17 protein-coding genes and 2 pseudogenes are annotated in these 17,402 nt (G+C 62.6%); 11 read left to right on the plus strand and 8 right to left on the minus strand.

The genetic code is table 11. The features are described 5' to 3' along the window. Positions 1-4: 4 nt before the first annotated feature. The 4 genes and pseudogenes from ABVN20_RS28970 to ABVN20_RS28985 form a co-directional block, all read right to left on the minus strand. On the minus strand, positions 5-445 hold the full coding sequence (locus ABVN20_RS28970) for a phage infection protein (protein ID WP_368559208.1): 441 nt from the start codon (positions 443-445) through the stop codon (positions 5-7). A 126-nt stretch (positions 446-571) separates the two neighbouring features. Next, a pseudogene (locus tag ABVN20_RS28975) lies at positions 572-649 on the minus strand (outer membrane lipoprotein carrier protein LolA); the annotation flags it as partial. A gap of 126 nt (positions 650-775) precedes the next feature. Next, positions 776-1,468, minus strand: a complete 693-nt coding sequence (locus ABVN20_RS28980; protein WP_368559209.1) for an RES family NAD+ phosphorylase — start codon at positions 1,466-1,468, stop codon at positions 776-778. After that, positions 1,462-1,866 carry an antitoxin Xre-like helix-turn-helix domain-containing protein gene (locus tag ABVN20_RS28985; protein WP_368559210.1) on the minus strand — a complete coding sequence of 135 codons (405 nt, stop codon included), beginning with the start codon at positions 1,864-1,866 and terminating at the stop codon, positions 1,462-1,464. The genes ABVN20_RS28980 and ABVN20_RS28985 overlap by 7 nt, the downstream gene beginning before the upstream one ends. Positions 1,867-1,988: 122 nt before the next feature. Between ABVN20_RS28985 and ABVN20_RS28990 the strand changes: the two genes are divergently transcribed. Further along, the gene (locus ABVN20_RS28990) at positions 1,989-2,378 is read left to right on the plus strand and encodes a GFA family protein (RefSeq protein WP_368559212.1); all 390 of its coding nucleotides are present in this window, start codon (positions 1,989-1,991) and stop codon (positions 2,376-2,378) included. Between the two features lie 4 nt (positions 2,379-2,382). Here the strand turns inward: ABVN20_RS28990 and ABVN20_RS28995 are convergent, their stop codons facing one another. Next, the gene (locus tag ABVN20_RS28995) at positions 2,383-3,555 is read right to left on the minus strand and encodes a GGDEF domain-containing protein (RefSeq protein ID WP_368559213.1); all 1,173 of its coding nucleotides are present in this window, start codon (positions 3,553-3,555) and stop codon (positions 2,383-2,385) included. Between the two features lie 167 nt (positions 3,556-3,722). Between ABVN20_RS28995 and ABVN20_RS29000 the strand changes: the two genes are divergently transcribed. Together ABVN20_RS29000 and ABVN20_RS29005 are read left to right on the plus strand one after the other, a co-directional pair. Further along, positions 3,723-4,202, plus strand: coding sequence for a VOC family protein (locus ABVN20_RS29000; RefSeq protein ID WP_368559214.1), 480 nt, complete (start codon positions 3,723-3,725; stop codon positions 4,200-4,202). 190 nt (positions 4,203-4,392) lie between these two features. Further along, a complete protein-coding gene (locus tag ABVN20_RS29005; RefSeq protein WP_368559215.1) occupies positions 4,393-7,290 on the plus strand; it encodes an EAL domain-containing protein in 2,898 nt (965 codons plus the stop codon). A 335-nt stretch (positions 7,291-7,625) separates the two neighbouring features. On the opposite strand, the gene yghU is transcribed toward ABVN20_RS29005, so the two are convergent. From yghU to ABVN20_RS29020, 3 genes are all read right to left on the minus strand, one after another. Next, on the minus strand, positions 7,626-8,465 hold the full coding sequence (gene yghU, locus ABVN20_RS29010; protein WP_368559216.1) for a glutathione-dependent disulfide-bond oxidoreductase: 840 nt from the start codon (positions 8,463-8,465) through the stop codon (positions 7,626-7,628). Between the two features lie 127 nt (positions 8,466-8,592). Further along, positions 8,593-9,447 carry a hypothetical protein gene (locus tag ABVN20_RS29015; RefSeq protein ID WP_368559217.1) on the minus strand — a complete coding sequence of 285 codons (855 nt, stop codon included), beginning with the start codon at positions 9,445-9,447 and terminating at the stop codon, positions 8,593-8,595. Between the two features lie 245 nt (positions 9,448-9,692). Continuing rightward, positions 9,693-10,592, minus strand: a complete 900-nt coding sequence (locus ABVN20_RS29020; protein WP_368559218.1) for a LysR substrate-binding domain-containing protein — start codon at positions 10,590-10,592, stop codon at positions 9,693-9,695. A 205-nt stretch (positions 10,593-10,797) separates the two neighbouring features. On the opposite strand from ABVN20_RS29020, the gene ABVN20_RS29025 reads away from it, so the two are divergent. The 8 genes and pseudogenes from ABVN20_RS29025 (at position 10,798) to ABVN20_RS29060 (ending at position 17,362) form a co-directional block, all read left to right on the plus strand. Next, positions 10,798-11,745: a branched-chain amino acid ABC transporter permease gene (locus tag ABVN20_RS29025; protein ID WP_368559219.1), complete on the plus strand. Its 948-nt coding sequence runs from the start codon at positions 10,798-10,800 to the stop codon at positions 11,743-11,745. Next, on the plus strand, positions 11,742-12,845 hold the full coding sequence (locus tag ABVN20_RS29030) for a branched-chain amino acid ABC transporter permease (protein WP_368559221.1): 1,104 nt from the start codon (positions 11,742-11,744) through the stop codon (positions 12,843-12,845). Before ABVN20_RS29025 ends, ABVN20_RS29030 begins: the two co-directional genes overlap by 4 nt. Then, positions 12,842-12,997 (plus strand): annotated as a pseudogene (locus tag ABVN20_RS29035) (ATP-binding cassette domain-containing protein); the annotation flags it as partial. The gene ABVN20_RS29030 and the pseudogene ABVN20_RS29035, both read left to right, overlap by 4 nt. Positions 12,998-13,085: 88 nt before the next feature. Beyond that, on the plus strand, positions 13,086-13,616 hold the full coding sequence (locus ABVN20_RS29040; RefSeq protein ID WP_368559430.1) for an ABC transporter ATP-binding protein: 531 nt from the start codon (positions 13,086-13,088) through the stop codon (positions 13,614-13,616). After that, complete coding sequence (locus ABVN20_RS29045; RefSeq protein WP_368559222.1) at positions 13,609-14,325, plus strand: ABC transporter ATP-binding protein; 717 nt, start codon at positions 13,609-13,611, stop codon at positions 14,323-14,325. Before ABVN20_RS29040 ends, ABVN20_RS29045 begins: the two co-directional genes overlap by 8 nt. An 84-nt stretch (positions 14,326-14,409) precedes the next feature. Then, positions 14,410-15,561: a branched-chain amino acid ABC transporter substrate-binding protein gene (locus ABVN20_RS29050; RefSeq protein WP_368559223.1), complete on the plus strand. Its 1,152-nt coding sequence runs from the start codon at positions 14,410-14,412 to the stop codon at positions 15,559-15,561. 63 nt (positions 15,562-15,624) lie between these two features. Beyond that, positions 15,625-16,254 carry an L-2-amino-thiazoline-4-carboxylic acid hydrolase gene (locus tag ABVN20_RS29055; protein ID WP_368559224.1) on the plus strand — a complete coding sequence of 210 codons (630 nt, stop codon included), beginning with the start codon at positions 15,625-15,627 and terminating at the stop codon, positions 16,252-16,254. Continuing rightward, positions 16,172-17,362: a M20 family metallo-hydrolase gene (locus tag ABVN20_RS29060; protein WP_368559431.1), complete on the plus strand. Its 1,191-nt coding sequence runs from the start codon at positions 16,172-16,174 to the stop codon at positions 17,360-17,362. The genes ABVN20_RS29055 and ABVN20_RS29060 overlap by 83 nt, the downstream gene beginning before the upstream one ends. Positions 17,363-17,402: the final 40 nt, after the last annotated feature.

Raw genomic sequence — 17,402 nt, forward strand, 5'->3', positions numbered from 1 at the left:
TGCTTCATACGGCACGGCGTTCGATCAGACGGTCCGAGCCACCTTCAGCTACGCGACGTTCGATCAGACGATCAGAGCCACCTTCAGCTACGCGGCGCTCGATCAGACGGTCGGAACCACCTTCAGCTACGCGGCGCTCGATCAGACGGTCGGAACCACCTTCAGCTACACGGCGTTCGATCAGACGGTCGGAACCACCTTCGGCTACACGGCGTTCGATCAGGCGGTCGGAACCACCCTCAGCCACACGACGTTCGATCAGACGATCCGAGCCACCTTCAGCTACACGGCGTTCGATCAGACGATCAGAACCACCCTCGGCTACACGACGTTCGATCAAACGATCCGAACCACCTTCAGCAACAACTGGCTGAGCAGAGGTAGCGGCAAAAGCGTTAACTGCGAAAACCGAGAAAGCGATGCTGAGAAGAGTTTGGCGTTTCATGATCGTGTGCTCCAAGGGGTGTAGTTGTTTGGTATGGAGCTGATGTTACGCCGCACAATTTTTATGAGAACTTCATTGAACTGATGGTAACTATCGACGCCGATAATGCCCGCACCAACCCCCCCCTGTAGGAGCGAGCTTGCTCGCGATGGTAGCCCAGGCACCGCGGGGTGTCAGACTCCCCGCGTCATCGTTAACGACCATCGCGAGCAAGCTCGCTCCTACAGGTTCATCACCGCCCTCTGTAGGAGCGAGCTTGCTCGCGATGAAGGCCCAGACACCGAGGGGTATCAGGCATTAACAACCACCGTACAGGGAACTATGACGAATTCACGCTTCGCTGATCTGGCTGACGCTCGTCATCTGCCCGTTCCAGACCATCTCGTAATGCGCCGCCTGAATCACCGACAGCACCGGCCTGGGCGTCATCAGGGCCCAGCAGTGGCTGCCGGCGTTGCGCACCGAGTGGTAACGCAGCCCTGGGCACTGGGCGGTCTTGAGCATTTTCCCCAGGCGCCGCGCCGCGCTGTAGTCATCGGGGTGGTACACCGGATCAGTCGGCGCAATGGCGGTCGCATCTTTCATTCCGGCTTGCAGGAACGCACAGGACAACCCGCGAAAGACAAATCGCTCATAGTTCAGGCGCGGAACGTTTGACCAGTACAGGCTCTGGTGATGTTTGACTTCAGCCAGCGCGGTTTCCAGGGTGTCCGCCAGGTACAGCACACCAAAACTGCCATCGCTGAAGCGCGAGCCCGCCGGATTGACGTGGGTGAAGGGCGCGGTCGCATAGGAACAGCCGGGAATGCCGAAGGGGATTTCGCTGCGGCGAATCAGCTCCAGGCGGCCGACTTCGTTTTTCAGCCTGGGGTTGGTCAGTTCCTGGATCTGGTACAGCACCTCGAAGGCATCGGCATCCGCCACGTCGTCGAACAACGCCACCGGCGGAAACTTCGAATTGACCAATCGGTAGGCCTGCAATTGCGCATCGGGCAGGGTGGCCAGCGCCTCCAGGCTCACCATTGCGCGCCCCGCAGTACGTCGATGCGGCGGAAGGTTTCATACAGGGAAATCATGTCGCCCTGGGCCATGATCTCCAGCGGTGAGCGGCCGTTGAAGAACTCGTTGTCGTTGCTCATCGACGGGAAGCCGTAGACGTTTTCCGGGTTGTCGAACACCAGGCGCAGGGCCGCGTGGATGTTCAGCACAAAGCTGATGCGCTGCATCTGGTCGGCGTCCAGTGCCACCGCCCAGTCTGGGTCGTGCTGTCGCGCGCGGGTGTAGGTGCTGCGGGAGATGCGCAGGATACGGCAGGCCTGCTCGCTGGAGGCCCGCCATTTTTCCAGGATGCCCACGGCGGCGCGCAGGCCCGTGACGCATTGGCTCTTGGTGAATGCAGGTTGCTGGAGGGCAACGGCCATATTCGTGACCTCAAGTTGAATCCATAGACTCAAATTAGTTCATTGAGGGTCTGTGGATCAAGGTCTTGACGACCAAAGGCGCCTGCTATGGTTAAGCCAAACGGGACCAAAGGAGGGACGACATGGACCGATTCACCGGCGGCTGCCTGTGCGGCAACGTACGGATCGAGGCCACAGGCCGACCGTACCGGGTCGGGCTGTGTCACTGCATGGACTGTCGCAAGCATCACGGCGCACTGTTTCACGCCTCGGCGATATTCCCCGAACAGGCCGTGACGATCCAGGGTGAAACCCGCGACTACGCCGGGCGCTTCTTCTGCCCGCGTTGTGGTTCTTCGGTGTTTGGCCGCAGCGATGACGAAATCGAAGTGAACCTGGGCGCCCTGGACGCCCCCGACCAGCTGACCCCCACCTACGAACTCTGGACCTGCCGTCGCGAGGCGTGGCTGCCGGCGTTTCCCCTGCGTCGCCATTACCCGCGCGACCGCGAGGGCAACGGGCGCGAGGAATAGGGCGTCAGCGCTGCAATTCGGTGCTCGCCACGGTGCGATCCACCAGGCGGATGCTGTCGCGCCCGCCACGCTTGGACTCATAGAGCGCCGCATCACCTTGCTCGATCAGCGCCGCCAGGCTGGCCGGTGGCTGGTCGAACAGGCTGGCGCCGATGCTCAGGGTCACCGGTTCCGGCGTGGCGAAGTCCTCGGAGGCCGTCTGGTGGAAGCGATAACGCAACTTGCTGCCCAGCCCCAGGATGCGCTCGCAAGAGGTGTTATTGAGCAGGATGACGAACTCGTCGCCGCCCAGACGGGCCGCCAAAGCCCCTTCGGGCAGTACCGAACGGATCATCTCGCTCAGCGAAATGAGCAAACGGTCACCGGCGGTATGGCCGTAGAGGTCGTTGACCAGCTTGAAGTTGTCGATGTCGATCAACAGCAGTGCGCCCGGTCGTCTGCTGGAAACCTCGTCCAGCAGGCGCGGGGCCCGCACTTCCAGGGCGCGACGGTTGTACAGGGCGGTCAGCGGGTCACGGGCGGCCAGCCGGGCGATGCGTTTTTCCCGGCGATAGCGCTCGGTGCCGGTCATCGACAGGGCAATCAGCATGATCGCCATCGCGCCCTCTACCAGCGAAATCTGAATGATCTCGCCACGGAAGGCCGCGAGGTCGATCAGCGTGCCCGGAATGATCACCGAGATCGCCTTGGCCGTGTAGAACGCCCCGTGGGTCAGCAACACAAAGCGCAACTGCACCGCGCCCACGCTCAATGACCGGCCGTGGGGACGCAGCAGGAAGCTGGCCTTGAGTGTCGGCAACGCGACCAGCAGCGAGTTGGCCACCAGCATGATCTTTGACCACGACGGTTCGTCCGGCAGCAACAGCATCGCCAGCCACGCCAGGAAAATCAGGTACCAGGCCCGGGACAGGCGCACCTCGGTGAACCGCGCGACGCCCAGCAGGAAGAGAAAGTGCGCGGTCACCAGCAGACCGTTGGCGAACCAGATGCCGATCAGCAACATCCCGCTGACACGCAGCAGGGCGAGGGTCGAGCCCACGGAAATCGTGGCGAACCCCGCGCTCCAGAACAGCAGCGAGGGTTCGCGGATGCTGCGCCATTCGATCGCCAGGTACAGGGCAGCGGCCGCTGCAAGGGCGATGGTGATGGTCAACATCGTGATAGGGTCGAGCGCCATAAACTGCTGGTATACCTGAAATGCGTGAAAAGGGGCGATTGTAAGCGTTTGAGGGGATTTTTCGCAGCGCTGGTCATCGGTTGTTGCAATGTCGATTGTGTGGCGTCCCGTTCGACCAAGCATAGCTAGACTGATGTGTCAGCCCCATTAAATCGGAGAGCATCCCAATGGCCAGCAAAAATACCCTGTGCCTCTGGTACGAACGTGACGCGCTGGAGGCCGCGACTTTCTATGCAAAAACCTTTCCGGACAGTTCGGTCGATGCCGTTCATCAGGCGCCCGGCGACTATCCTGCGGGCAAGCAGGGCGATGTCCTGACGGTCGAATTCACCGTGATGGGCCTGCCGTGCCTCGGCCTGAACGGTGGTCCCGGCACCCCGCACAACGGTGCATTCTCGTTCCAGGTGGCGACCGACGATCAGGCAGAGACGGACCGTTTGTGGGATGCCATTGTCAACAATGGGGGAGAGGCCATCGCTTGCGGCTGGTGTCGCGACAAGTGGGGCTTGTCCTGGCAGATCACGCCGCGGGTCCTGTCGCAGGCGATCATCAACCCTGATCCGGCAGCCGCCAAGCGTGCGTTCGAGGCCATGATGACGATGGTCAAGATCGACATTGCGCAGATTGAGGCAGCGCTCAAGGGTTGAGGGAGGCCGTGGCAGGAAAATCGCCGATCTGGGCAGCTTTTCACAAATAATCCGTTGCCGGTCCCTTGTTGGAGGGCAAAGCGCATAAATCCATTGATAAATACTGCGATAACCTTTAAACGAGAAGCTCGCCAGCACTTTGCTAGCATCCGATAAGTGGGTATCGCCAGTTTTGGCTCAGGGAGGGCAGATGAGTTTTCGTCCATTGACCGACTCCCCTCTGCAATCCGATGACGCAGGCGTGGCAGCCTCGGCGTTGGAAGGGAATTCGGCTACTGTCGGCAGTGTCAGCGCTGACCACCAGGACACGATCGAGCAATTGCTGGAAATGGCTCGCCATTGGGGTCATACCACCGCGTGGGTGGTTTACCGTGCCGGAGAGCAAATGCATCTGGTCGGGCAGGGCGATCCCCGGGTGCAGTGGCCTTCGAGCGTGGCCAATGAAGACTTCGACGATTTTTGCCAGAACTGGCGCCTGCAACGCTGGCCGACCGGCCGGGGCGAAAGTGAGCTGGGCTGGCTGCTTGCACCACTCAACGAGGCGGCGCAGCCGGCGCTTGCCGAGTTTGCCCAGCGCCTGGGCATCCGGTTGCAGACCGATACCCTGGCCCGTGCGCAGAATACGCAACGGGTGCTGTACGAAATCACCTATCTGGCCAGTTCGACCCGCGACCGCTCGGTGTTCCTGGTGGGCGTGCACCAACTGCTGGCCGGCCTGATCGACGCCGAGAACTTTTACCTCGCGTTGTACGACCCGCTGACCCACAAGATCGACTACCCGTATTACGTCGACATCATTGACGTGGACGCCCTGGAGTCGGAGAACTACGAATACCTCGACCCCTCGCACCTGTCGCTGACCGGCCAGGTATTGACCTCCGGCCAGCCGCTGCTGATCGACTCCGCCGGCATTCTCGCGGCCCAGGCCGAGGGTCGGTTTTACTGCGTGGGTGACCGTCCGGAATTCTGGATGGGGGCACCGCTGAAAAACGCCTCGGACGACGTGTTCGGCATGCTCGCCATGCAGGTCTACGACGTTTCCCGCACCTACAGCGCCGAGGACCGTGCGCTGTTTCTGGTGGTGGCGCGGCATGTGGCGATGGCGCTGGACCGGATTCTGCACCGTGAGGACCTGGAGCAGACGGTGATGCGCCGTACCCTGGAGCTGTCGGCGGTCAACGACGCCTTGCGCCAGGAAGTGGCCGACCGCGAGCGTGCCGAGCATTTGCAGAGTGCGCTGTTCCAGATCGCCGAGCTGTCGAGCCAGCCCGGTGACATGGCCGAATTCTTCCAGACGTTGCATGGCATCGTCGGCGACCTGCTGTTTGCGAAAAACTTCTACATCGCGCTGTTCGACGACACCACCACGGAAGTGACCTTTCCGTATTACGTCGATGAACGGCAAAAAAACACGCCAGCGCCCCGGCGCGGCAATCGCGGTTTCACCGAGTACGTGATCCGCCAGCGTCGGCCGTGTCTGATCGACTCCGACGATGCCGACCGCCTGGCGGCACGTGGTGAAATCGAGATCGACGAGTCGGTGCGCTCCTGCTCGTGGCTGGGCATTCCGCTGTTCGATGGCGATTCGGTGCGTGGCGTGCTGGCGGTGCAGAGCTACACCTCGCATGTGCGCTACACCCAGCGCGACCAGGAATTGCTGACGTTCGTCTCGCGGCATATCGACACCGCCCTGTCGCGGCGTACTGCCGCCGAGGCGATCCACGCCGCCAACCTCAAGCTCGAAGCGCGGGTGCAGAACCGCACCCGCGAGCTCGATCACGCCAACGCCAAGCTGCTCCACGAAAACTCCCATGATGCGCTGACCGGGTTGCCCAACCGGACTTACCTGCAACAGCGACTCAACCTGGCCTGGAACCGCTTCGATCGTGAAGGCGGGCACCTGGCGGTGATGTTCATCGACCTCGACCGCTTCAAGATGGTCAACGACAGCCTTGGCCACCACTTTGGCGATTTGCTGCTGATGCAGGCCGCGCACCGCCTGCGCAGTTGCCTGCGCGAAGCCGACATGCTGGCGCGCCTGGGGGGCGACGAGTTCGCGGTGCTCGCGCCCGAGGCGTCACTGGAGGCAGTCAGTGAAATCGCCGAACGCATCCTGGTGGCGTTCGACCTGCCGTTCTTCATCAATGGCCATGAGGTGTTTTCTTCGTGCAGCATCGGCATCGTCAGTGCCGACAGCCAGTTCCATCTGGAACCGGCCGACCTGCTGCGCGATGCCGATGCGGCGATGTACCGGGTCAAGAGCGCCGGGCGCGACAGCTACGCGGTGTTCAACCAGGAAGTGCGCCGCGAGGTCTCGGACCAGATGGAGCGGGAAGGGGCGCTGCGCAACGCACTCAAGCGCAATGACGAACTGCTGCCGTATTTCCAGCCGATCGTCAGTGTCGAGACCGGCGAACTGCTGGCCCTCGAAGCGCTGATCCGCTGGCGGCAGCCGGGCGGCCGGGTGGTGGCGCCGGGCGAATTCCTGCCGGACGTGGAAGGCCTGCGCCTGATCGGGCGGCTGGATCTGTACATGCTCACCAGCATTGCCGTGATCCTCGCCCAGCCCGAGCACGCCCATTGGCCGCCGGTGCACGTCAATTGTTCCAGCTACAGCATGACCCGTCCGGAGTTCGCCGGGGATGTCCTGGCGCTGCTGGCGTCCCATGGGGTCGAGCCGTCGCGCATCTGCCTGGAACTGACCGAAGGGGCGCTGGTGGCCGAACCGGCCATGGCCCGGTTGACCATGCAGCAGTTGGCCGACAACGGCATGTCGGTGGTGCTCGATGACTTTGGCGCGGGGTTCTCGTCCTTGAGTTATGTGCATCAGTATCGGTTCAGTGGCTTGAAGATCGACAAGTCGTTCATCTTCGAACTGACCACCAGCGCCCGCAGCCGCGCCATTGTCCGGGCCATCGTGCGCATGGCCGAGTCCCTGGACCTGAGTGTGGTGGCCGAAGGTGTCGAGGATGAAGAGACACTGATCCTGCTGCGGGAAATGGGCGCGGGGCAGGCCCAGGGGTACTACTTCTCCAAACCGATGAGCCTCCAGGCATTGATGGCAACCCCGCTGATGCACCCCCTGTAGGAGCGGGCTTGCCCGCGATAGCGGTGTGTCAGATGCCCCGCGTCATAGTTGACGACCATCGCGAGCAAGCTCGCTCCTACAGGGAACTGTGTGGTTCTGTGGGGCCGGGCTTGCCCGCGATAGCGGTGTGTCAGGTGTCCTGCGTCATCGTTGGCGACCATCGCGAGCATGCTCGCTCCTACAGGGGACTGTGTGGTTCTGTGGGAGCGGGCTTGCCCGCGATAGCGGTGTGTCAGGTGTACGGCGTCATCGTTGGAAACCATCGCGAGACAGGAAACTGTGTAGTTCTGTGGGAGCGAGCCTGCTCGCGATAGCGGTGTGTCAGGCACCCCGAGTCAATCCAGGTCCGCAGCCGAATGTCGCTCCGGTACCTGGCTCGTTTCATCGCCCCAGGTGCGGTTGACCCGCTGGCCACGGAGCACTGCCGGCCGCTGGGCGATGTCTTCGGCCCAGCGCTGTACGTGCCGGTACTCGTGGGCGGACAGGAATTCTGCTGCCGAGTACACGTTGTTGCGCACCAGTTGGCCGTACCAGGGCCAGACGGCGATGTCGGCGATGGTGTAGTGGTCGCCGGCCAGGTAGCGGTTCTGCGCCAGGCGCTGGTCGAGCACGTCCAGCTGACGCTTGGCTTCCATGGTGAAACGGTCGATCGCGTATTCGAATTTCTCCGGCGCATAGGCATAGAAATGCCCGAAGCCGCCCCCCAGGTAGGGCGCCGAGCCCATCTGCCAGAACAGCCAGTTCAGGGTTTCGGTGCGTCCGGCGTGATCGGTCGGCAGGAAGGCGCCGAACTTTTCCGCCAGGTACAACAGGATCGAACCTGACTCGAACACGCGGACCGCCGGCTCCACGCTGCGGTCCAGCAACGCCGGGATTTTCGAGTTCGGGTTGACCTCGACAAAGCCGCTGGAGAACTGGTCGCCCTCGCCAATACGGATCAGCCAGGCATCGTATTCCGCGCCGGTATGCCCGAGGGCCAGCAGCTCTTCGAGCAGGATGGTGACCTTCACGCCGTTAGGCGTGGCCAGGGAATAGAGTTGCAGTGGGTGCTTGCCAACCGGCAGGACCTTGTCATGGGTGGGGCCGGCAGTCGGTCGATTGATGCTGGCGAACTGGCCACCAGACGGGGCTTCGTGTTTCCAGACCTTGGGCGGAACGTAGGGCGCTTTGCTCATGAATCAGACCTCATCGTTAGCGAGCCACAATGGACAACGTTGAGGGCATGATGACACAGAGCATTGGATGAGAGGCAGGACGCGGCCCGGTCACCCGGGCTGCGTTCAGGCAGACGTGCTGGATACGTCAGGCATTGCGCGCTTCGAGGGCCTTCATGATCTGCGCGGAAGGGTCGCCAAACCGCGACTGGCTGTCCTTGTCCTCGTCGGACTGGGTCACGGCGCCCGAGAGGATTTCCGCCAGGTTGGGGAAGTGCCCGGTTTTCTTCTTGTCCGGGTTCAGCTCGGAGCCCTGGCTCTGGTTCAGTGCCGCTTCCAGGGACAGGCGCTGCGACAGCCACTCAGGCTTGGCTTTTTCTTCCGGACTCATGTTGTTCATGAAATCCAGCGCTGCCTTCGCCCGGCCGTAAGGATCATTGGCAAACGGGTCTTTCCAGTTTTTCTCCTGGTCGGCCGGGCCGCTGTAATAACCGGTGGCGAGCCGACCCTGTTGACGCATCAGGGCCTGGGCCGACGCCTGTTCCTCGGCGGTGAACAGGCCGCCTTCGTTGGTGGCCACCGCGTTCAGCGAGCGCCGGTCCAGGTCGCCCATCAGGCTGTTGCGGTCTTCATCGCTGCCGGTGTAGGGCTTGTCGCTGCCTTTCATCAGCGCATATTTTTCATCCATGCGCTTGCGGGCATCGGCGGCCACTTCGGAGAAGGTCTTGTCCTTGGAGCTTGAAACGGCGCCGGGGTTGGCGACACCCAGCACCAGCGCATCGGCATTCATGCCTTCGCGGACGGGGAAGTACGGCTTGTTATCGGCGATCGACTTGCTGTAGTCGCTGGACTTGTCCGAAAGCGTGATCGAATCAGTGTCCTGCGCCTTGTCCGGCTTCGAGCTGTTGTGCACATTGCGCCCCTGCGATGCTGTGGCGGAGGCGGCGCCAGCCGAAGCGGAGTAGGTGGACATCGCATACGATGACGTTGAACCGGTGATCATTGTTCGTCCTTGGCGAGAGGCTCGCAGCGTAAAACACAGAGGGAATGTGTACAGCCTGTTACTAAATCATGCTTTGGCAGGCATTGCCATCATCCAAAGGTTTACCCGTTCCACGGGTGAGAACTATCCACAGATTGAGTGGGTATACCTGTGGATAATATCCTGAGAAGCAGAGCGTGCGCGGGCTGTCACGTATTGTTCATTAATTGAGCACGAGCGTGTTTTTGCTGCGCTCGGCCGCCGGATCAGTGGCTCATCAGTCGCTGGCGAATCCATTCATGCAGCCTGGCGCCGTCGGTGGACAGCTCACTGCCGGAACGGCGACACAGGTAGTACTGGCGACCGTCATCCACCCCCAGGTCGAACAGCTTCACCAGTTCGCCAGTGATGACATGCGGCGCCACCAGGGGCTCGCGCAGCAACGCACAACCCAAACCGGTGAGCGTGGCGGTCAATGCCAGCTGGCCGTCTTCGAGCAGCAAACCGTTGAGCGCGTTGGCGTGTTGCACGCCGGCGGCCTGGAACCACTGGCTCCAGGTGCCGCGCTCTTCATCGTGCAGCAAGGGCAACCGGCTCAGGGCTTCGGGCGACTCGATGGGGCCATGCCGTTGCAGGAATTCCCGGCTGCAATAAGCACTGACCGCGCCGCTGATCAACGGCTCGCTGTGATAACCCGGCCAGTGCCCGGTGCCGAAGCGGATCGACAGGTCGGCGGCGTCGCTGGGGTAGCTGCGGTGGTTAGCGTAGGTGATGTTGATGTCCAGTTCCGGGTTGGCGCCCAGGAACTCGGCCAGGCGCGGAATGAACAGGTTGATGCCGAACAGCGGGATCAGGCTGATGGTGACCTGGCGCGTGGCGCTTTTCTCGCGCACGTGTTCGGTGGCGCTGCGCAACACGGCGAAAGCCGAGCGGATCGCGCGGTAATACTCGCGGCCTTCATCGGTGAGGATCAGGTTACGCCCCTGGCGCAAGGTCAGGGGTTGCTGCAGAAAACTCTCCAGCAAATGCAGTTGATGGCTGACCGCCGACGGCGAGACGTCCAATTCCCGTGCGGCCGCATTCACGCCGCCATGACGGGCGAAGGCTTCGAAGGTGCGCACGGCGCGCAGGGGAGGGTCATTGGCTAACTGTTCTAAATTATTCATGTGTTGAATTAAACACTAAAAATACAAGCCTAAACAGTGGTGTAAATGCCGACTATATGGCGTTTATGGCGCTTTATCCGATTAGAATAACCATATGACTTTCTGATATTTGATAAAAATAGAATAAAAACTTAGTGTGCCGCGTTCCTGGGGTTCCGCCGGCACGTTTTGCAGCCGGCCTTGTGTATGGGGTAATCGGCTTTCAATGGATGTCTTGATCCAGCAACTGCTCAACGGCCTGGTGTCGGGCAGCCTTTATGCCTTGGTCGCGCTGGGCTACACCATGGTCTACGGCATTTTGCGGATCATCAACTTCGCCCACGGTGACGTGTTGATGATCGGCGCTCTGGTGGGGCTGTCGGTGATCCGCCTGTTGCAGGCACTCTGGCCGCACTTGCCTGGCGTGCTGGTGCTGGGCTTTGCCGCGCTGATCGCCATGGCGTTCTGTGCGTTGCTGGCGATGCTGATCGAGCGCGTGGCCTACCGCCGCTTGCGCAATGCCCCGCGCCTGGCACCGCTGATCAGTGGTATCGGCGTTTCGCTGCTGTTGCAGACCGCCGCGATGCTGGTGTGGACGCGCAACCCGCAAATGTTCCCGCAACTGCTGCCGCTGGCGCCGATTGAAATACTCGCCAATGCCGACGGCCACGCCGCCATCACCAACCTGACCGCACTGACCACCATCGCGGTCGCCCTGGCCGTGATGCTGGCCCTGGTGCTGCTGGTCGAGCGCACGCGCTTCGGACGGGCGATGCGGGCGGTGGCCGAGAACCCGCAAGTGGCCAGCCTGATGGGCATCAACCCCAATCGGATCATCGTCCTGACTTTCGCCATCGGCGGTGCGCTGGCGGCGCTTGCCGGCATCTTGATGGCCAGCAACTACGGCAGCGCGCATTTCTACATGGGCTTCCTGCCGGGTATCAAGGCGTTCACCGCCGCGGTGCTGGGCGGCATCGGCAACCTCAAGGGCGCGATGCTCGGAGGCCTGTTGCTGGGGCTGATCGAAGCCCTGGGCACCGGCTACCTGGGCGCGGCCACCGGGGGTGTGTTCGGCAGCAATTATCAGGACGTGTTTGCCTTCATCGTGTTGATTGCGGTGCTGGTGTTGCGCCCTTCGGGGATTCTTGGCGAACGACTGGCGACCCGCGCATGACTCATTCCATTGCAGTCTCGACTCCTTCCAGCAAACGCGCGCATCTGGGCCTGTTGCTGTTCACTTTGGCGCTGGTGCTGGCCCCGTGGGTGGTCGGCCACGCCGGCGGCAACACCTGGGTGCGCACCCTGGATTTCGCCCTGCTGTACATCATGCTCGCCCTGGGCCTGAACATTGTCGTGGGCTATGCCGGCCTGCTGGACATGGGGTTCATCGCCTTCTATGCAGTGGGGGCTTATCTGGCGGCGTTGCTGTCCTCGCCACATCTGCTGTTGCAGTTTCCTGCGCTGGCGGCGTTGTTGCCCGGCGGCCTGCACACGTCCATCTGGCTGATCCTGCCGTTGGCGGCGTTGCTGGCGGCGGGCTGTGGCGTGGTGCTGGGGGCGCCGACCCTGCGCCTGCGTGGCGACTACCTGGCCATCGTCACCCTGGGCTTCGGTGAAATCATCCGCATTCTGTTGCGCAACCTCGACCGTCCGGTGAACCTCACCAATGGCCCCAAGGGGATTTCCTCGGTGGACCCGGTGAACCTGCTGGGGCTGAACCTGGCCCGGACCCAGGAGATTTTCGGCCTGCGCCTGCCGTCGGTGTATTTGTACTACTACCTGTTCGCTGCGCTGGTGCTGCTGATTCTGTTCGCCTGTCTGCGCCTGCAGGATTCGCGTATCGGCCGAGCCTGGATGGCGATCCGCGAAGACGAGGACGCGGCAGAGGCCATGGGCGTCAACACCCGACGCCTGAAGTTGCTGGCCTTTGCCATCGGCGCCGCATTCGGCGGCCTCAGCGGCGCGTTGTTCGCGTCGTTCCAGGGCTTCGTCTCGCCGGAATCCTTCACGCTCAACGAATCCATCGCGGTGCTGGCGATGGTGGTCCTTGGCGGCATGGGCCATGTGCCCGGCGTGATTCTCGGTTGCGTGCTGCTGGCGGCGCTGCCCGAAGCGTTGCGGGCAACCATGGGGCCGTTGCAGCAGGCGCTGTTCGGCCAGGTGCTGCTCGACCCGGAAATCATCCGCCAACTGTTTTATGGCCTGGCGCTGATTCTGGTGATGCTCTACCGGCCCGCCGGCTTGTGGCCGGCGCGTCACGGAGGTGCCCGATGAGCACGCCGTTGTTGCAGATCGAGCACGTCAGCAAGCGTTTTGGCGGGGTCGCCGCGCTGACCGATGTCAGCCTGAGCATCCAGCCCGGTGAGATCTACGGCCTGATAGGCCCGAATGGCGCCGGCAAGACCACCTTCTTCAACGTGATGACCGGGCTCTACAGCGCCGATGCCGGACGCTTCCAGCTCAACGGCAAAAGCTACCGGCCGAATTCGGTGCATGAAGTGGCCGAGGCCGGCATTGCCCAGAACCTTCCAGAACATTCGCCTGTTCAATGGCATGAGCGTTCTGGAGAACGTCATGGTCGGTCGCCACGTGCGCACCTGCAATGGCTTGTGGGCGGCCTTGAGTCGTCATCGCCGGGCCCGCGAAGAGGAAGCGCAGACCCGCGAACTGGCCCATCAGTGGTTGCGCTACGTTGGCCTCGACGGCGTTGCCGATCACCGCGCCGACAGCTTGTCCTACGGCCACCAGCGCCGTCTGGAAATCGCTCGTGCCCTGGCCACGCAACCCTTGCTGCTGGCGCTGGATGAGCCGGCTGCCGGCATGAATGCCAGCGAGAAAGTGCAATTGCGCGGCTTGCTGGAAAAGATCCGTGCCGATGGCCACAGCCTGCTGCTGATCGAGCACGACGTGAAGCTGGTGATGGGCGTGTGCGATCGCATCAGCGTGCTGGATTACGGCCAGGTGATCGCCCAGGGCGCGCCTGCCGACATGCGCCGCCATCCGGCGGTGATTCAAGCCTACCTGGGAGCCAGCGCCGATGTCTGAGCCACTGCTGCGTATCGAAGGTCTCAAGGTCCGCTATGGCGCCATCGAAGCGGTCAAGTCCGTGGACCTGCACGTTGCCGAAGGCGAGCGCGTGACACTGATCGGTGCCAACGGCGCCGGCAAGAGTTCCAGCCTCAAGGCGTTGACCGGGTTATTGCCGGTGGCGGCGGGGCAGATCCATTTCGGCGGGCGCTCGATCCTCGGCTTGCCGGCCCACGAACGGCTGCGTTCAGGCATCGCCATGGTGCCTGAAGGCCGCGGCATCTTTGCCCGCATGAGTGTGTTGGAGAACCTGCACGCCGGGGCGTTTTTGCGCCGCGACCGGCAGCAGGTCGACCGCGAAATCCGCCAGTTGTTCGAGCATTTCCCACGTCTGGAAGAACGCTTGCAGCAATCCGCCGGCCTGCTTTCCGGCGGCGAACAGCAAATGCTCGCCCTGGCTCGGGCCCTGTTGTCCCGGCCGCGCCTGCTGGTGCTCGACGAACCCTCGATGGGCCTGGCGCCGATCATGGTCGAGAAGCTGTTCCAGGTGATCGAGGACGTCTGTCGCCAGGGCATGACGCTGTTGCTGGTGGAACAGAACGCGCGCCTGGCGCTGCAAGTGACGGACCGCGCTTACGTGATGGACACCGGACGCATCAGCCACAGCGGCCAATCACCGGTTTTGCTCAATGATCCCAAGGTGCGCGAAGCCTACCTCGGTGAATGAATCAACCACTGACGCCACCGGACGCCCGGCGTGTTTCGACCAGCCCGTACAGGCCAAGAGGCCTCTGAGAAACAGGAAATACCGATGAAAACTTCTGCCCCTTTCAAACGTGTTGCATTGCTCGGTGTGGCGCTTGGCAGCCTTGCCAGTGCCGTGGCCCAGGCTGACCAGCAAGTGCTGATCGGCCTGGCCGGCCCACTGACCGGCCCGTCGGCACGGATCGGCAAGGACCTGGAAAACGGTGCGCAACTGGCCATCGACCGCGCCAACGCCCAGCATCCGAAAATCAACGGCGAGGCGGTGACGTTCAAGCTGGTTTCCGAGGACGACCAGTCCGATCCGCGCACGGCGGTATCGGTGGCCCAGCGCCTGGTGGACGCCGGCGTGGTCGGTGTCGTCGGCCATTGGAACACCGGCACCAGTATTCCGGCAGCCAGGGTTTATCACGATGCCGGCATCGCCCAGGTGGCGCCGGTCGCCACCGGTCATGCCTATACCCAGCAGGGTTTCGACACCAGTTTTCGCATCATGGGTCACGACGATGACGGTGGCCAGGTAGCCGGCGATTACGCCCTGCAAACCCTCAAGGCCAAGCGCATCGCGGTGATTGATGACCGCACCGCGTTCGGCCAGGGGCTGGCGGATCAGTTCGTCAAGTCGATCGAGGCAGGCGGTGCCAAGGTGGTCTCCCGTGAGTACGTCGACGACAAGACCATCGACTTCAGCGCGGTACTGACCAATATCCGCAGCCAGAACCCGGACCTGATTTTCTTCGGTGGCGTGGACGCCCAGGCCGCACCTCTGGCCCGTCGCATCAAGCAGCTTGGGATCAAGGCGCCGCTGATGGGGGCGGGCGGTTTCGTCAGCCAGACGTTCCTGCAACTGGCGCAAAACGAAGGCGAGGGCGTGATCGCCCTGGAACCGGGGCTGGCGGTCGCGCAGATGCCCGGTGGCCAGGCGTTCGACCAGGCCTATCAGCAGCGCTTCAAGGCACCGATCGAACTGCACGCGCCGTTCGCCTATGACGGCGTCGGCGTGCTGGTGGCGGCCATTGAAAAAGCTGACTCGACCGACCCGCAGAAATACCTGCCGGTGCTGCGAGCGATCAGCTATCCGGGCGTGACCGGGACCATCGCTTTCGATGCCCAGGGCAACCTGCGCAATCCGACCTTCACTGTGTATCAGGTCAAGGCCAATCAATGGGTGCCGGTGAGCGTCGCTGGCGGCGCCAGGTAAAGTGAGTCAATGGGCGGGCGGACCATGGTTCGCCCGCCTGCGTGGAGCTGATGGAGGCACACAATGAGCAAACTCGAAGGTGAACTGGGCATTCTTGCGCGGCGGCGGATTGAAGCGGAAATCATCAAGCCGATCTACGACATCCTGGTGCGCGAACACGGCCAGCAGCACGCGGCCGCGGTGATCGGCGAAGCGGTCGGCAATGCCGCGATCAAGGCGGGTAAACACTTTGCCGCGCTGGAAGAAAAAGGCGCGGACCTGCAAAGCTTCGTCGAGCTGCAAGTGCTGTGGGAGCAGGATGACGCGCTGAAAGTCGAGATCATCGCCAGCGATGCCGAACACTACGACTACGACGTCAAGCGCTGTCGCTACGCCGAGATGTACCACGAGATGGGCCTGGGTGAAATTGGCCATCTACTCTCGTGCGCCCGCGATGAGTTGTTCATCGTCGGCTACAACCCCGACATCGAACTGACCCGTACCCAGACCATCATGGGCGGCGCCCCCGGTGCGATTTCCGCTACCGCGCCAAGCCTCCCGCCAAACGCCAGGAGCCACATTCATGAGTACGCTGGCGAGGGTCAACGGCGAACGCCTGTGGGATTCGCTGATGGAGATGGCGCAGATCGGCGCGACCGCCAACGGCGGTGTGTCGCGGCTGGCCCTGACCGACGAGGACCGACGCGGCCGTGATCTGTTCGTGGCCTGGGCGCAAGCGGCGGGCTGCAGCATTCGCGTGGACGCCATGGGCAATATTTTCGCCCGCAGGGCCGGGCGCAACGATGACCTGGCGCCGGTGGTCACCGGGTCCCATGGCGATTCCCAACCCTACGGCGGCAAATTCGACGGCATCTATGGCGTGCTCGCGGGCCTTGAAGTGCTGCGTGCGCTGAACGACCTGGGCATTGAGACCGAGCGTCCCGTCGAAGTGATCAACTGGACCAACGAAGAGGGCTCGCGGTTTGCGCCGGCGATGATTTCCTCTGGCGTGTATGCCGGGGTGTTCGACCTCGAATACGGTCTGTCCCGCACCGACGCCAAGGGCGTGAGCATCGGCCAGGCGCTGGAGCAGATCGGTTATGCCGGCCCGCACCCGGTGGGCGGCCAGGCCATCCATGCCGCGTTCGAACTGCACATCGAGCAGGGACCGATTCTGGAAGCCCAGGATGTGACCATCGGCGTGGTCACCGGCGCCCAGGGCCAGCGCTGGTATGAAGTCGAACTGATCGGCCGCAGCGCCCATGCCGGCACGACGCCAATGGACCATCGCCTGGACGCCTTGCTCGGTTTCGCCCGCGTAGTGGAAGCGGTCAATCGTCTGGGGCTGGAGCAGGGCGCGGAAGGCCGGGCCACGGTCGGCATGGCCAACGTCTTCCCGAACTCGCGCAACGTGGTGCCAGGCCGGGTGTTTTTCAGTGTCGAATTCCGTCACCCGGACGAAAGCGTTCTGGCTCGCCAGGATGAACAACTGCGCGAAGCGGTGCAGCAGATCGCCGAAAACATCGGTTTGCAACACAGCGTCAATCAGATTTTCCAGTACGCGCCGATCGCCTTCGATGCCGACTGCGTGGAAGCGGTACGCGTCGCCAGCGCTGCCTTGGGTTATAGCCATCGACCGATGATTTCCGGTGCCGGGCATGATGCCTGCTACCTCAATCGCGTGGCTCCCACCGCGATGATCTTCGTGCCCTGCGTCAATGGTCTGAGCCACAACGAGGCTGAGCACATTCACCTGCACTGGTCGACGGCGGGCGCGGATGTGTTGCTGCATTCGATCCTGGCCAAAGCCATGGAGGCGTGACGCGCGACGATATTGGATTTTCCGGGGCAATCAAATAAGA

The organism is Pseudomonas sp. MYb118 (genome assembly GCF_040947875.1).
Lineage (GTDB): Bacteria > Pseudomonadota > Gammaproteobacteria > Pseudomonadales > Pseudomonadaceae > Aquipseudomonas.

Excerpts from the sequence above, each read along its gene's own strand:
- ABVN20_RS28990 (WP_368559212.1), top strand. The coding sequence starts at position 1,989 with ATGGACCGATTCACCGGCGGCTGCCTGTGCGGCAACGTACGGATCGAG.
- ABVN20_RS29030 (WP_368559221.1), top strand. The coding sequence starts at position 11,742 with ATGACTCATTCCATTGCAGTCTCGACTCCTTCCAGCAAACGCGCGCAT.
- ABVN20_RS29060 (WP_368559431.1), top strand. The coding sequence starts at position 16,172 with ATGGAGATGGCGCAGATCGGCGCGACCGCCAACGGCGGTGTGTCGCGG.
- ABVN20_RS29015 (WP_368559217.1), bottom strand. The coding sequence starts at position 9,447 with ATGATCACCGGTTCAACGTCATCGTATGCGATGTCCACCTACTCCGCT.
- ABVN20_RS29005 (WP_368559215.1), top strand. The coding sequence starts at position 4,393 with ATGAGTTTTCGTCCATTGACCGACTCCCCTCTGCAATCCGATGACGCA.
- ABVN20_RS28970 (WP_368559208.1), bottom strand. The coding sequence starts at position 445 with ATGAAACGCCAAACTCTTCTCAGCATCGCTTTCTCGGTTTTCGCAGTT.
- ABVN20_RS29000 (WP_368559214.1), top strand. The coding sequence starts at position 3,723 with ATGGCCAGCAAAAATACCCTGTGCCTCTGGTACGAACGTGACGCGCTG.
- yghU (WP_368559216.1), bottom strand. The coding sequence starts at position 8,465 with ATGAGCAAAGCGCCCTACGTTCCGCCCAAGGTCTGGAAACACGAAGCC.
- ABVN20_RS29025 (WP_368559219.1), top strand. The coding sequence starts at position 10,798 with ATGGATGTCTTGATCCAGCAACTGCTCAACGGCCTGGTGTCGGGCAGC.
- ABVN20_RS29050 (WP_368559223.1), top strand. The coding sequence starts at position 14,410 with ATGAAAACTTCTGCCCCTTTCAAACGTGTTGCATTGCTCGGTGTGGCG.
- ABVN20_RS29055 (WP_368559224.1), top strand. The coding sequence starts at position 15,625 with ATGAGCAAACTCGAAGGTGAACTGGGCATTCTTGCGCGGCGGCGGATT.
- ABVN20_RS29045 (WP_368559222.1), top strand. The coding sequence starts at position 13,609 with ATGTCTGAGCCACTGCTGCGTATCGAAGGTCTCAAGGTCCGCTATGGC.
- ABVN20_RS29020 (WP_368559218.1), bottom strand. The coding sequence starts at position 10,592 with ATGAATAATTTAGAACAGTTAGCCAATGACCCTCCCCTGCGCGCCGTG.
- ABVN20_RS28995 (WP_368559213.1), bottom strand. The coding sequence starts at position 3,555 with ATGGCGCTCGACCCTATCACGATGTTGACCATCACCATCGCCCTTGCA.
- ABVN20_RS28980 (WP_368559209.1), bottom strand. The coding sequence starts at position 1,468 with ATGGTGAGCCTGGAGGCGCTGGCCACCCTGCCCGATGCGCAATTGCAG.
- ABVN20_RS28985 (WP_368559210.1), bottom strand. The coding sequence starts at position 1,866 with ATGGCCGTTGCCCTCCAGCAACCTGCATTCACCAAGAGCCAATGCGTC.